Below are 13,722 nucleotides of genomic sequence, written 5' to 3'. Positions count from 1 at the left end.
GCGGGGGACCCCGGCTGGAAAAACCAAACTTGAGCGGAATAGACTCAACTCTGACACCGTTGGATGAAACGACAACAGAACTCGCTCCAACCGACACGGAGGATCAGTGGATTCGTTCAATCCCACCACCAAGACTCAGGCGGCGCTGACCGCTGCTCTTCAGGCCGCTTCGGCGGCAGGCAATCCGGAGATCCGTCCGGCTCACTTGCTGGTGGCGTTGCTGGATCAGACCGATGGCATCGCGGCACCGCTGCTCAAGGCCATCGGGGTCGATCCGGCGACGGTCGAGCGCGAGGCGGGTGACATCGTCGACAAGCTGCCGAGCGCGACCGGTGCCACCACCACCCCGCAGCTCGGGCGCGAGGCGCTGGCCGCGGTCACCGCGGCGCAGCGGCTGGCCACCGAGCTCGGCGACGAGTACGTCTCCACCGAGCATCTGCTGGTCGGGCTGGCCACGGGTGACTCCGAGGTGGCCAAGCTGCTGCAGCGGCACGGGGCGACGCCCGAGGCGCTGCGCGACGCGTTCACCGCGGTGCGCGGCAGCGCGCGGGTCACCAATCCCGACCCGGAGTCCAGCTACCAGGCGCTGGAGAAGTACTCCACCGACCTCACCGAGGCCGCGCGCGCGGGCAAGCTCGATCCGGTGATCGGGCGCGACACCGAGATCCGGCGCGTGGTGCAGGTACTGAGCAGGCGCACCAAGAACAATCCGGTGCTCATCGGCGAGCCCGGCGTGGGCAAGACCGCCATCGTAGAGGGGCTGGCGCGGCGCATCGTCGAGGGCGATGTGCCCGAGTCGCTGCGTGGCAAGAAGGTCATCTCGCTGGATCTGGGCGCGATGGTCGCGGGCGCGAAGTACCGGGGTGAGTTCGAGGAGCGGCTCAAGGCCGTGCTCGACGACATCAAGAACAGCGCGGGCGAGATCATCACCTTCATCGACGAGCTGCACACCATCGTCGGCGCGGGCGGCACCGGCGATTCGGCGATGGACGCGGGCAACATGATCAAGCCGCTGCTGGCTCGTGGCGAGCTGCGGCTGGTCGGCGCGACCACGCTCGACGAGTACCGCAAGTACATCGAGAAGGACGCGGCGCTGGAGCGGCGATTCCAGCAGGTGCTGGTCGGGGAGCCGTCGGTGGCCGACACCATCGGCATCCTGCGCGGCATCAAGGAGCGCTACGAGGTGCACCACGGCGTGCGGATCACCGATTCCGCGCTGGTGGCGGCCGCGACGCTCTCGGATCGCTACATCACCTCGCGCTTCCTGCCGGACAAGGCGATCGACCTGATCGACGAGTCGGCCTCGCGGCTGCGCATGGAGATCGACTCGCGACCGGTGGAGATCGACGAGGTCGAACGCGCGGTGCGCCGCCTCGAGATCGAGGAGGTCGCGCTGGAGAAGGAGACCGACGCCGGTTCCAAGCAGCGCCTGGAGAAGCTGCGCCAGGAACTGGCCGACGACCGGGAGAAGCTCGGTCAGCTCACCACCCGCTGGCAGAACGAGAAGAACGCCATCGACTCGGTGCGCGGGCTCAAGGAGCAGCTCGAGGCGCTGCGCGGGGAGTCGGAGCGGGCCGAACGCGACGGTGACCTGGGCAAGGCCGCCGAGCTGCGCTACGGCCGGATCCCGGCACTGGAGAAGGAGCTGGCCGCGGCCGAGCAGGCCAGCGGCGCGGCCGCCGACGGCGAGGTGATGCTCAACGAGGAGGTCACCCCGGACGACATCGCCGATGTGGTGTCGTCGTGGACGGGTGTGCCGGTGGGCCGGATGCTCGAGGGCGAGACCGCCAAACTGCTGCGGATGGAGACCGAGGTCGCCGGGCGCGTGGTCGGGCAGGAGGAGGCCGTGCGGGCGGTGTCGGACGCGGTGCGCCGCGCCCGTGCCGGGGTCGCCGATCCGGACCGGCCGACGGGCTCGTTCATGTTCGTCGGGCCGACCGGTGTGGGTAAGACCGAGCTGGCCAAATCGCTGGCCGACTTCCTCTTCGCCGACGAGCGCGCCATGGTCCGCATCGACATGAGCGAGTACAGCGAGAAGCACTCGGTGGCTCGCCTGGTCGGCGCGCCGCCCGGCTATGTGGGCTACGACCAGGGCGGTCAGCTCACCGAGGCGGTGCGCAGGCGGCCGTATTCGGTGGTGCTGTTCGACGAGATCGAGAAGGCGCACCCGGACGTGTTCGACATCCTGCTCCAGGTGCTCGACGAGGGCAGGCTGACCGACAGCCAGGGCCGCACGGTCGACTTCCGCAACACCATCCTCATCCTCACCTCGAACCTCGGTGCGGGTGGCGACAAGGACGAGGTGATGGCGGCGGTGCGGCGCGCGTTCAAGCCGGAGTTCATCAACCGGCTCGACGACGTGGTGATGTTCCACGCGCTCGACGCGCAGCAGCTCGAGTCGATCGTCGACATCAACCTGCGTCAGCTGCAGAAGCGGCTCTCCCAGCGCAGGCTGACCCTCGACGTGAGCACCGAGGCCAAGCAGTGGCTGGCGGTGCGCGGCTATGACCCGGCCTACGGCGCGCGGCCGCTGCGCAGGCTGATCCAGCAGGCCATCGGCGACAGCCTGGCCAAGGAGTTGCTGGCCGGCGAGATCGCCGACGGCGACACGGTGCGGGTGAGTGTGGACGATGCCACCGACAAGCTGGTCGTCGGACGCGAGGTTGTCCACAGCTCGTGATTTATCCACAGCCCGGTGCGTGAGGACCTCCCAAACGCACCGGGCTGACCTACGCTGGAGCCCATGACGAACCCGAACGATCCGTGGGGGCAACACCCGGAGGATTCGCCGACCGAACGGTTGGGTTCGCCGGGTGTGGAATCGACCAAGCCGTACGGCTCGGGGTTCGACGAGTGGGGGCAGCCGTCGAACCCGACCCAGGCCCTTCCGCCCCACGACGCGCAGTGGGGTGCCTACGAAAGTGGTTATCCCGCAGCGCAACCACCCCCGCAGCAGGCACCGCCACCGGGCTACGGACACGGTTATCAGGGTGGTCCGCCGCCGGGGTATCCGCCGCAGCCGCAGGGGGCTGACCAGGGGCAACCGCCCAAACGCAACACCGGACTGTGGGTTCTGCTCGGTCTCGGTGTGCTGGCGCTGATCGCGGTCGGCGGGGTGCTGGCCGGGTTGATGCTCAGCGGCGGCGGTTCCGACGACGACACCCTCGCCACGGCCCCGACGAGCACCCAGCCGCTGGTGCCGCCGACCTTCGGTCAGCCGACCACGCCGGTCACCCCGCCCGACACGCCCGGCCTCCCCGGATTACCCGGTTTGGGCGGTGGCGAGGACCTCGGTGCGACGATGGGCAGTATCACCGCCAACACCGGCACCGAGATCACCATGAGCACGCTGGGTGGTTCGACGGTGCGGGTGCTGATCGACGATGCGACCCAGGTGATCTCGCTGACCAGCACGAAGGCGAGCGAACTCCCGGTCGGCGACATGGTTATGGTGCAGGGCGACAAGAATCCAGACGGGTCGATCCACGCCGAGATCATCATCAGCACGGCGTTACCGAGCGGCCCCCGATGAGCGACCCGCGCGTCGAATCCCCGGTGCTGCCGGGCAATCACGGCGACGGCTGGATAGGCTAGGCGACGATGACGGCTATGTGGTTCGGGTTGGCGGCGATCGCACTCGTGGGTGCGGTCGTGCTGCTGTATTTCGATCGGGTCCAGCGACAGCGGACCGGGCACGCCAGGCAGGTATGGGCGAAGTCCCAGGGCTATACCTATGTCTCGGTGGAGCCCGCGCTCGCCTCGACCTGGCGTCGCGGCGCGCTGGCCAAGCTCGGCTACCTCTCGGCGGTCGACGTGGTCTCCGGCATCCGCAAGGGCGAGAAGTTCGTGCTCTTCGACCTGGAGGACGCGGCCACCCTGGTGGCGGTGCGCAGGCAGATCGGCTCGGAGATCGACGTCGACATGCGGCTCAAGACCGCCGCCCCGCCCAAGGACCACGATCTGGAACTGCTCGGCGCCATCGGTGACCGGGTCGTGTTCGCCACCGACCCGGAGATCGCCCGGCACGCCGTCGACCAGCGCATGGTCGGCTTCATCGAATCGCTCACCGACACCCTGCAGATGCTGTGGAGCGAGGGCAACTGGACCCTGGGCATGCTCCCGGTCGGCAGCGGCGCCAAGGAGTGGGAGTCCGCGATCGACGCGGTGCTGCGCCTGTCCGGCCTGCTGCACGTGCTGCCGCCGGTGGCCGAACCCAGCGAGTACAACCGCCCGCGCTCCAATGCCGACGAGCCGCTGGGCGAGGGCTTCCGCCCCGAATACGACGACGACCTCGACGACGCCGAACCGCTCGACATCGAGGACCGCGGCCGCGCCCGCTTCCCCGGCCCCGACGACGAGGACGAGCGCTACCGCCCGCAGCCCGAGCGCGCCGCCGCGAGCTTCGCCAACCGCGCCCCCGCCGCGACCGACGACGAGCATCCCTTCGAGCAGCGTCCACAGGCCAACCGGGCACCCCGGCCCGCCGACTACGACCCCGACCTCGACGACCCCGAGTTCGAGGATCAGCCCGCCCCCGGCCGCCGCCCGCTCGGTGAGCCGCCGCGGCGCCCCTCGCTGGCGGTGGTCCCCGAGCCGCGTCCGCGCGTCGAGCCCCCGCGTGCGCGGGCGGACTCCGACGACGACGAGTCGGAACCCGGCCGCCCCGGCGGCCCGTTCCACCCGGGTTTCCGGCCGTATCAGGGGCCGGTACCCAAGTGATCCCGGGCCGCGGCGAGGTGTCGCCACGGCCTTTCCGTCGACCCGAATCGACCAGCGATGACCGATAGTTCCGCGCGCCTGCCCGGCGCCTCCCGCCCCGTCGCCATGATCACCGGACCGACGTCCGGAATCGGCCAGGGTTTCGCCCACCGCCTCGCCGCTCTCGGCTACGACCTGGTGCTGGTCGCCAGGAACGAGACGCGCCTGCGCGAACTCGCCGACGAGCTGGCCCGCCGCTACGACACCGGCACCGAGGTGCTCGCCGCCGACCTCGCCGATGACGACGACCGCGCCCTGGTCGCCGATCGGGCGGCCAAGGGCATCCAGTTCCTGGTGAACAACGCCGGTTTCGCGCACTCGGGCGAATTCTGGACGCTCGAGCCCGGTGAGCTACAGGCCCAGCTCGACGTCAACGTGACCTCTGTCCTGCAGCTGACCAGGGCCGCGCTGCCCGCGATGGTCGCCGCCGCGTCCGGCTCGATCGTGAATGTGGCCAGCGTGGCCGGGCTGATCCCCGGACGGGGGTCGACCTACTCGGCCTCCAAGGCCTACGTCGTATCCTTTTCCGAAGGGTTGGCAGGCGGCCTGGTGGGTACCGGGGTGCGCGTGCAGGCGCTGTGCCCCGGATTCGTGCGCACCGAGTTCCACGAGCGCGCGGGCATCGAGATGGGTTCGGTGCCGAAGCGGATGTGGCTCGATGTCGATCAGGTGGTCGACGGATGCCTGCACGACCTGGACTCCGGCCGGGTGATCAGTGTGCCCGGCGTGCAGTACAAGGTGCTCACCACGGTGGCGGGGCTCGTCCCGCGGACCCTGATGACCCGGATGAATCGCGGACTGTTCAACGCACGCGGAAGGACCTAGGCATGAGAGGAACACAGCCATCATGATCGACCAGGCACGTCAGGCGCTCACCGAGGCCGATCGCGACCGACTGGCCGCGCTCGTGCGCGAGCTCGCGGTCGTGCACGGCAAGGTGACGCTGTCCTCGGGCAAGGAGGCCGACTACTACGTCGACCTGCGCCGCGCGACGCTGCACCACCAGGCGGCCCCGCTGATCGGCTCGCTGCTGCGCGAGCTCGTCGCCGACTGGGATTTCGACTCGGTCGGTGGGCTCACCATGGGCGCCGACCCGGTCGCGATGGCGGTGATGCACGCTCCCGGCCGCCCGATCGACGCGTTCGTGGTGCGCAAGGCCGCCAAGGCGCACGGCATGCAGCGTCAGATCGAGGGGCCCGATGTCGTCGGCAAGCGGGTGCTGGTCGTCGAGGACACCACCACCACCGGCAACTCGCCGCTGACCGCCGTGCGCGCGCTGCGTGACGCCGGGGCCATCGTGGTGGGCGTCGCGACCGTCGTCGACCGGGAAACCGGCGCCGACCAGGTGATCGCCGAGGAGGGCCTGGAATATCGGTCCATCCTCGGACTCGATGACCTTGCTCTGAGTTAGCCTGAACAGCGCCAAGCCCGGGCGACGATGTGGTCGCCCGGTAATTCTGAAGGACGTGTGAGTCACCTGTGGTGAGCATTGCAGTTAACAAAGGTCGCGACAACGTTGCGATGCTCGGGATCGGTGCCTACCGTCCGCAGCGCATCGTCAGCAATGCCGAGGTGTGCGAAACCCTCGACTCGACGCCGGAGTGGATCTTCGAGCGCACCGGTATCCACAACCGGCGCTGGATCAGCGGTGACGAGACCATCCGCTCGATCGCCGCGGCCGCGGGCGAGCGCGCGCTGAACAACACCCCGATCGAGCGGGACAAGATCGGCGCGGTCATCCTGTGCACCTCGAGCTGGCTCAAGCTCACCCCGCACGGCGCGCCCTCGGTGGCCTCCGACCTGGGCCTCAACGGCGTCGCCGCCTTCGACCTCACCTCCGGCTGCGGCGGCTTCGGCTACGGTCTCGGCGTCGCCGCCGACCTGATCCGGGCCGGTTCGGCCGACTACGTGCTGGTGATCGGCGCGGAGACGATGACCGTCGGCCTGGACAAGTCCGACCGCGGCACCGCGATGATCTTCGGTGACGGCGCGGGTGCTGTGGTCGTCGGCCCGTCCGAGGAGAACGGCATCTCCCCGACGGTGTGGGGCAGCGACGGCGAGAACGCCGAGGCCATCGCCCAGAACATCGACTTCCTGGCGTTCCAGCACCGGGCCCAGCAGATGCAGGGCACCGATCCCGAGGTGGAGCCGGTCGGCCAGATGTCGCTGCGGATGGAAGGCCCGAAGGTCTTCCGCTGGGCCGCGGTCACCTTGCCGCGCGCGCTCTCGGCGGCGCTGGAGAACTCCGGGGTGGCCAAGGAAGACATCGAGGTCTTCATCCCGCACCAGGCCAACGCCCGGATCAACGAGCTCATGAAGAAGAACCTCGGCCTGGCCGAGGGCATCCCGATGGCCAACGACATCGAGAACACCGGCAACACCTCGGCGGCCTCGATCCCGCTGGCCATGGAGGAGATGCTGGTGACCGGCAAGGCCAAGGGCGGTCAGCTGGCGCTGCTGCTCGGCTTCGGCGCCGGGCTGAGCTACGCGGGCCAGGTCGTCACCCTGCCGCCCGCCCCGAAGGAACCGAGTTTCTGACGTGCGTGCGCTGCGGGCCGGCTATCTCGCGGCGGCGGCGGTCACCGTCTTCGGTGCCGTCACCGGCCGTGAACGGCTGCAATGGGTGGCCAAGCCGCTGCTGATGCCGCTGCTGGCGGCCGACGTGGTGACCAGCGAGGTCGAGCTCGATCCGGCCGAACGCCGGATTCTGCTCGGCTCGCTGGCCGCGGCCACCGTCGGTGACGTGCTGCTCATCGACCCCGACGACGATCGCCGCCTGATCGCGGGCGCGTCCTCGTTCGCGGTGATGCAGACCGGGTACTCGACGCTGTGGTGGCGTCGCGGTGCCCGCCCGCGCCCCGATATCGCCGTCCCCCGGGTGCTCGCCTGGCTGGGTGCGGCGGGTTTGCTGCGCGCCAAGGCGCCGAACCTGATGCTGCCGTTGAGCGCCTACGGTGCCACCCTCGGCACCGCGGCCACCCTGGCCTCCGACCCGGCGCTGGCGCCGGAGTCGAAGAACATCGCGGGACTGAACATCCCGGACGCCGATCCGCGCAGCAGGCTCGGTGTGGGTGCGCTGTTGTTCACCGTCTCCGACGGGCTGATCGTGCTGCGGCGGCTCTTCGCGCGCAGCGAGCGCGGCCGCCGGGCGAGCGAGGGCGTCATCCTGGCGACCTACGCCGCCGCGCAGTACCTGCTCACGGACCCGGCCGCGCACGCGCGCCGAGGCGCAACCGTCACCTATCGCTAACCGCGGCGTGCCGTGGCCGCAACACCGGCCGCGCACGCTTCGAAGATGACCGGGAAAGCGCAGTTCGTCGAGGTGCACGGTTATCGCCGCGCGTTCCGGATGGCCGGGTCGGGGCCGCCGCTGCTGCTCATCCACGGCATCACCGACAGTTCCGGCACCTGGGACCCGGTGTTCGACGGGCTCGCCGAGCACTACACCGTGATCGCCCCCGACCTGCTCGGTCACGGCGAATCCGCCAAACCGCGCGCCGACTACGCGGTGGCCGCCTACGCCAACGGCATGCGCGATCTGCTCAGCGTGCTCGGCATCGAGCGGATCACGCTGGTGGGGCACTCGCTCGGGGGCGGGGTGGCCATGCAGTTCGCCTACCAGTTCCCGGAGAAGGTGGAGCGGATCGCGCTGGTCTGCCCGGCGGGCATGGGCGCAGGCGTGCACCCGGCGTTCCGGCTGGCGACCGTGGCCGGGGCGGGGCCCGCGCTCATGGCGATCACCAGCTGGCCGGTCCGCACCGCCGTATTGACCGCGATTCCGCTGGTCCGGGCGCTGGGCGGGCTCGGTCTGGGCCGCGACGCCGAATACGTGCTTCGCCTCTACGGCCGCCTCGCCGAGCCCGGCGCGCGCAATGCCTTCCTGCGCACCATCCGCGCCGCCGCCGACCGGCGCGGCCAGACCATCACCATGCTCGACCGCGGCTACCTGGCCGCGCACCTGCCCACCATGGTCGTCGGCGGCACCCGCGACACGGTCATCCCGTCCGGCCACGCCGAACGCGCGCACCGCGCCTTCCCCGGCAGCCGGATCGCGATCTTCCCCGGTGCCGGGCATTTCCCGCATCACGACGATCCCGAACGCTTCGTCACGCTCATCCACGACTTCATCGAGCACACCGAACCGGCGGTCTTCGACCCCGTGCGCTGGCAGCGCACCCTGCGCCGCGGCCGCCCGATCGTGGCACTCCCGTCCCCGGGAACCGGTCCCGCGGTGACGTACCCGAACCCGGCGCCGGAAGTCCCGGCACCGGCCGCGGCGACCGCGCTCGACCACAGCCCCCAGCGCAGCGTGCCGTAGGTGGGCCGCGGACTCGTCCGGGGTCCGGTCCTGGTCGCCCGGTGGTCCGGCCTAGCATTCTCGACGTGAGTGAGTCAGCGGACGTGCCCGATGCCGAGGTCGCCGGACCGACCGAATGGGGCGAGCACCCGCACGGACTCGGCCCGTGGGAGCAGGAGTACGGCACCCCGCCGCCCACCGACGAGCGCTACGACCCGGTGCTGCTGGCCGAGGGCGACCGGCGCAATGTGGTCGACGCCTACCGGTACTGGACCAGGGAGGCGATCGTCGCCGACATCGACGCGCGGCGGTTCCCGTTCCACGTCGCCATCGAGAACTTCGGCCACGACGCCAATATCGGCACGGTGGTCCGCACCGCCAATGCCTTCGCCGCCGCCGCGGTGCACATCGTCGGCAAACGGCGCTGGAACCGGCGCGGCGCGATGGTGACCGACCGCTACCAGCACCTCGTGCACCACACCGACCTGGCCGAGCTGCGCGCCTACGCCGCCGCGCGGGATCTCACCGTCGTCGCGGTCGACAATGTGCCCGGCGCGGTCCCGCTGGAGACCGCCGAGCTGCCCGAGCGCTGCCTGCTGCTGTTCGGCCAGGAGGGCCCCGGTGTCAGCGATGACGCGAAAGACGCGGCGGCCCTGACGGTTTCGATCGCCCAGTTCGGTTCCACCCGCAGTATCAACGCCGGGGTCGCGGCCGGCATCGCCATGCACGCCTGGATTCGCCTGCACGCGGACCTGTCCACGGCCTGGTGAACCGGATGACGGCGAGCAGTGTGATCGAATCGGCCTCGGAACGGTAACGGAACGGGCGCGGAAACCGGGCGGCAGCTGGCACCATGGTCGCATGACCTCGCGCAGCGGCCGGCGCCCACAGCCCTCTGATCGCGCCGGATCCGTGCCGACCCCGGCGCTGTGGTCCGAGCGTGCCGACATGGCCGAGTCCGCGATCGTCTCGCGGCATCTGCGCACGCTGTGGGGTTGTCCCGGAACGGAATTGGGTGTCGTCGGCTGGCCGGCCACCCGCCGGGAGCGGGCCTTCGCGAGCTGGCACTACTGGTGGCAGGCGCATCTGCTCGATGTCGCCGTCGACGCCGCCAACCGCGTCCCCACCCCGGCCCGGCGCCGCCGCATCGGCGCGATCGCCCGCGCGCACCGACTACGCAACATCACCGGCTGGACCAACCGCTACTACGACGACATGGCCTGGCTGGCGATCGCGCTGGAACGCGCCGAACGCACCCAGGAACTCACCACCGCGCGTCGTGGTCTGGTCGCCCTCGAACAGCAGCTCTACGACGCGTGGGCACCCGAGATCGGCGGCGGTATCCCGTGGCGGGTGCGCTCGGATTTCTTCAACGCGCCCGCCAACGGCCCGGCGGGTATCGCGCTGCTGCGCCTGGGCCGCGTGGAACGCGCCCGGCAGATGGCCGACTGGCTCGACGCCACCCTGCGCGATCCGGAATCCGGCCTGATCCTCGACGGCGTCCACCTGCCCGCGGGCGAGATCGAGCGGCCGGTGTTCAGTTACTGCCAGGGCGTGGTGCTCGGCCTGGAGACCGAGCTGGCCGTGCACACCGACGACGACCGGCACGTCGAGCGGGTCAACCGGCTGCTTGCCGCAGTCGAGGAGCGGATGACCACCCGGCTGGTGATCACCGGTGGCGGCGGCGGTGACGGTGGCCTGTTCAACGGCATCCTCGCCCGCTACCTGGCCGTCGTGGCGCTGATGCTGCCCGGTGAGGGCAAGCGGCAGCAGAGCGACCGGCGCACCGCCGCGGCCATCGTCAAAGCCTCGGCGACGGCGGCCTGGGCCAACCGGCTCGAGGTGGAGGGCGAGCCGCTGTTCGGCCACGACTGGAGCAAACCGGCCCGCTTACCCGGCGGCACGGCGGGCGCGGGCAAGTTCACCGCGGGCGGTTCGGTGACGGCCTCGACCGTCCCCGAACGCGACCTGTCGGTGCAGCTGTCGGGCTGGATGCTGATGGAAGCCGCCTACCAGGTGACCGCCGCGGGGCTGTGACTCAGCGCTCCGACTCGACCCGGTGCTGCGACTCGGCGGCCGGGCTCGGCGTGTGGTCGAGGTCGTACTCCTCGACCGGCTTGGCCATCTCCTGGCGGTAGTGGCGGATACCCAGGATGGTGCCGATCACCAGTCCGGCGATCAGCGTGCCGATCACGGCGGGCATCAGCCACGAGACGCGCTCGAGGAACTCGCCCGCGTAGTAGCCGATGAGCAGCAGCACCGGCGCCCAGATGATCGCGCCGAGCGTGCTGGCGATGGTGTAGCGGCGGTGGTCCATCCCGGCCGCGCCCGCCACCATCGGGCACAGCGTGCGCACCCACGGAATCCAGCGCGCCACCAGCACCGCGAAGAACCCGTGCCGTTCCAGCAGCCCGGTCACCTTGGCCAGGTTCTCGGTATTGATATAGCGGCCGTTCTTGCGCGCGACCAGCCGGTGCCCGGTGCGCTGCCCGACCACATAGCCCACCTGGTTGCCCGCGATCGCCGCCAGCATGGTGCCCACCGACAGCATCCAGACCTGCGACTCGCCGTTGGCGTGTGAGGCGAGCACGATGCCCGCGGTGATCAGCATCGAGTCACCGGGCAGGAACAGCCCGATGATGAACGCGCACTCGAGAAAGACGAAGACCAGCACCACCGTGCAGACCACGGCGGGGCCCGCCGAGATCAGCGGATCGAAGGTGCCCAGAGCGTGTGTCGACGGTCCTGCGGTCACTGCGATCAGTGCGTCTCGTTCGCCGAAGCGGCCAGCTCGCCGGCCTGCACGGGCTCGGCGGGCGCGTTGCGCCGCTCGAGCACCTTCTTACCGACGGTGATGATGGCGGGCAGGATCGAGACGAACACGATCAGCAGGAAGATCGCCTCGATGTGGTCGCGGATGAAGCCGACATTGCCGAGGAAGTAGCCCAGCACCGTCACACCTCCGCCCCACAGCACCGCGCCGACGATGTCGAAGGCCACATACTTGCGGTAGTCCATCTTCGACACACCCGCCAGCACCGGCATGAACGTGCGCACGATCGGCACGAACCGGGCCAGGATGATCGTCTTCGGGCCGTGCTTTTCGAAGAACTCGTGGGTCTCGGTGATGTATTGCTTCTTGAAGAAGCGACTGTCCTCCTTGCGGAAGATGGCCGGACCGATCTTGCGCCCGATCCAATACGCGCACTGATCACCGAGGAACGCGGTGACGATCACGGCGGGCACCAGCACCCAGACCGACATCGGCGCGTTCTCCTGCGCGGCCAGCATGCCGCCGGTGAACAGCAGCGAGTCACCGGGCAGCAACGGGAACAGCAGGCCCGTCTCGATGAAGACGATGGCCAGGATGGCGGGTAGGACCGCGTTCTTGAGCCAGGTCTCCTGGAGCAGATACATCGGGTCCAGCAACTGGGTCAACGCGAGGTTGTTCGTCACTGCATCGGATACCGCCAGCAAAGTCACGGCCCCCACAGTACCGGGCGAATCTGTGACGTGAGCACCGGTGAACCCGTCCTTGCCTTCCTAATTTAGGGTGTGGCCTGACAGAATTGGTTTTTCGCTCCCGACACACGGAGGTCACTGCTGTGCCTATCGCGACTCCGGAGGTCTACGCCGAGATGCTCGGCCGGGCCAAGGCGCACTCGTTCGCATTCCCGGCCATCAACTGCACTTCGTCGGAGACGATCAACGCCGCCATCAAGGGCTTCGCGGACGCGGGCAGCGACGGCATCATCCAGTTCTCGACCGGCGGTGCCGAGTTCGGCTCCGGCCTGGGTGTGAAGGACATGGTCACCGGCGCGGTCGCGCTGGCCGAGTTCGCGCACGTGGTCGCCGCCAAGTACGACGTGACCATCGCACTGCACACCGACCACTGCCCCAAGGACAAGCTCGACACCTACGTGCGCCCGCTGCTCGCGATCTCCCAGGAGCGCGTGAACAACGGACTGAACCCGCTGTTCCAGTCGCACATGTGGGACGGCTCGGCCATCCCGATCGACGAGAACCTCGAGATCGCCAAGGAACTGCTGAAGCTGTCGAAGGCCGCCAACATCATCCTCGAGGTCGAGATCGGCGTCGTCGGCGGCGAGGAGGACGGCGTCGAGGCCGAGATCAACGACAAGCTCTACACCTCGCCCGAGGACTTCGAGAAGACCATCGACGCGCTCGGCGCGGGCGAGAACGGCAAGTACCTGCTGGCCGCCACCTTCGGCAATGTGCACGGCGTGTACAAGCCGGGCAACGTGGTGCTCAAGCCCGAGGTGCTGGCCGAGGGGCAGCGTGTGGCCGCCGCCAAGCTGGGCCTGGACGCCGACGCGCAGCCCTTCGACTTCGTCTTCCACGGCGGCTCCGGCTCGCTGAAGTCCGAGATCGAGGACTCGCTGCGCTACGGCGTGGTGAAGATGAACGTCGACACCGACACCCAGTACGCCTTCACCCGCCCGGTCGCCGGTCACATGTTCGCCAACTACGACGGTGTGCTGAAGATCGACGGTGAGGTCGGCAACAAGAAGGTCTACGACCCGCGCAGCTACCTGAAGAAGGCCGAGACCTCGATGGCCGAGCGTGTGCTCGAGGCCTGCAACGACCTGAAGTCGGCCGGACGTTCCGTCAGCGGTTCCTGACCGGCCTCTCGATCTATACAAACG

At 69.5% G+C, this 13,722-nt stretch carries 13 protein-coding genes; 11 read left to right on the top strand and 2 right to left on the bottom strand.

Annotated elements, in window-relative coordinates:
* The first annotated feature begins 106 nt into the window (after nucleotides 1–106).
* The 10 genes from clpB (at nucleotide 107) to ACFC06_RS16170 (ending at nucleotide 11,092) form a co-directional block, all read left to right on the top strand.
* A complete protein-coding gene (clpB, locus tag ACFC06_RS16215; protein WP_375931206.1) occupies nucleotides 107–2,680 on the top strand; it encodes an ATP-dependent chaperone ClpB in 2,574 nt (857 codons plus the stop codon).
* Between the two features lie 63 nt (nucleotides 2,681–2,743).
* A complete protein-coding gene (locus ACFC06_RS16210) occupies nucleotides 2,744–3,532 on the top strand; it encodes a DUF5666 domain-containing protein (protein WP_375931203.1) in 789 nt (262 codons plus the stop codon).
* Nucleotides 3,533–3,600: 68 nt separating this feature from the next.
* Nucleotides 3,601–4,719, top strand: coding sequence for a hypothetical protein (locus ACFC06_RS16205; protein WP_375931200.1), 1,119 nt, complete (start codon nucleotides 3,601–3,603; stop codon nucleotides 4,717–4,719).
* 57 nt (nucleotides 4,720–4,776) lie between these two features.
* Nucleotides 4,777–5,583, top strand: a complete 807-nt coding sequence (locus ACFC06_RS16200) for an SDR family NAD(P)-dependent oxidoreductase (RefSeq protein ID WP_375931197.1) — start codon at nucleotides 4,777–4,779, stop codon at nucleotides 5,581–5,583.
* A gap of 22 nt (nucleotides 5,584–5,605) precedes the next feature.
* Complete coding sequence (pyrE, locus tag ACFC06_RS16195) at nucleotides 5,606–6,169, top strand: orotate phosphoribosyltransferase (RefSeq protein ID WP_375931194.1); 564 nt, start codon at nucleotides 5,606–5,608, stop codon at nucleotides 6,167–6,169.
* Nucleotides 6,170–6,237: 68 nt separating this feature from the next.
* Nucleotides 6,238–7,296 carry a beta-ketoacyl-ACP synthase 3 gene (locus tag ACFC06_RS16190; protein ID WP_375931191.1) on the top strand — a complete coding sequence of 353 codons (1,059 nt, stop codon included), beginning with the start codon at nucleotides 6,238–6,240 and terminating at the stop codon, nucleotides 7,294–7,296.
* Nucleotide 7,297: 1 nt separating this feature from the next.
* A complete protein-coding gene (locus ACFC06_RS16185) occupies nucleotides 7,298–8,008 on the top strand; it encodes a lysoplasmalogenase (protein ID WP_375931188.1) in 711 nt (236 codons plus the stop codon).
* 45 nt (nucleotides 8,009–8,053) lie between these two features.
* Nucleotides 8,054–9,076, top strand: coding sequence for an alpha/beta fold hydrolase (locus ACFC06_RS16180; RefSeq protein ID WP_375931185.1), 1,023 nt, complete (start codon nucleotides 8,054–8,056; stop codon nucleotides 9,074–9,076).
* 65 nt (nucleotides 9,077–9,141) lie between these two features.
* Nucleotides 9,142–9,825: a TrmH family RNA methyltransferase gene (locus ACFC06_RS16175; protein WP_375931182.1), complete on the top strand. Its 684-nt coding sequence runs from the start codon at nucleotides 9,142–9,144 to the stop codon at nucleotides 9,823–9,825.
* Nucleotides 9,826–10,003: 178 nt separating this feature from the next.
* Nucleotides 10,004–11,092: a glycoside hydrolase family 76 protein gene (locus ACFC06_RS16170; protein WP_375931179.1), complete on the top strand. Its 1,089-nt coding sequence runs from the start codon at nucleotides 10,004–10,006 to the stop codon at nucleotides 11,090–11,092.
* A 1-nt stretch (nucleotide 11,093) separates the two neighbouring features.
* On the opposite strand, the gene ACFC06_RS16165 is transcribed toward ACFC06_RS16170, so the two are convergent.
* Complete coding sequence (locus ACFC06_RS16165; protein WP_375931176.1) at nucleotides 11,094–11,810, bottom strand: DedA family protein; 717 nt, start codon at nucleotides 11,808–11,810, stop codon at nucleotides 11,094–11,096.
* A gap of 5 nt (nucleotides 11,811–11,815) precedes the next feature.
* Nucleotides 11,816–12,472: a DedA family protein gene (locus ACFC06_RS16160; protein WP_375935526.1), complete on the bottom strand. Its 657-nt coding sequence runs from the start codon at nucleotides 12,470–12,472 to the stop codon at nucleotides 11,816–11,818.
* Between the two features lie 152 nt (nucleotides 12,473–12,624).
* Between ACFC06_RS16160 and fbaA the strand changes: the two genes are divergently transcribed.
* Nucleotides 12,625–13,698, top strand: coding sequence for a class II fructose-bisphosphate aldolase (gene fbaA, locus ACFC06_RS16155; protein ID WP_375931174.1), 1,074 nt, complete (start codon nucleotides 12,625–12,627; stop codon nucleotides 13,696–13,698).
* Nucleotides 13,699–13,722: the final 24 nt, after the last annotated feature.

It is taken from the genome of Nocardia sp. NPDC056064, from assembly GCF_042266925.1.
Lineage (GTDB): Bacteria > Actinomycetota > Actinomycetes > Mycobacteriales > Mycobacteriaceae > Nocardia.
The sequence above is the reverse complement of the archived record's forward strand: the minus strand, read 5'-3'. Positions and strand labels throughout refer to the sequence as shown.

Excerpts from the sequence above, each read along its gene's own strand:
- ACFC06_RS16210 (WP_375931203.1), top strand. The coding sequence starts at position 2,744 with ATGACGAACCCGAACGATCCGTGGGGGCAACACCCGGAGGATTCGCCG.
- ACFC06_RS16205 (WP_375931200.1), top strand. The coding sequence starts at position 3,601 with ATGACGGCTATGTGGTTCGGGTTGGCGGCGATCGCACTCGTGGGTGCG.
- ACFC06_RS16200 (WP_375931197.1), top strand. The coding sequence starts at position 4,777 with ATGACCGATAGTTCCGCGCGCCTGCCCGGCGCCTCCCGCCCCGTCGCC.
- pyrE (WP_375931194.1), top strand. The coding sequence starts at position 5,606 with ATGATCGACCAGGCACGTCAGGCGCTCACCGAGGCCGATCGCGACCGA.
- ACFC06_RS16180 (WP_375931185.1), top strand. The coding sequence starts at position 8,054 with ATGACCGGGAAAGCGCAGTTCGTCGAGGTGCACGGTTATCGCCGCGCG.
- ACFC06_RS16170 (WP_375931179.1), top strand. The coding sequence starts at position 10,004 with ATGGCCGAGTCCGCGATCGTCTCGCGGCATCTGCGCACGCTGTGGGGT.
- ACFC06_RS16160 (WP_375935526.1), bottom strand. The coding sequence starts at position 12,472 with ATGTATCTGCTCCAGGAGACCTGGCTCAAGAACGCGGTCCTACCCGCC.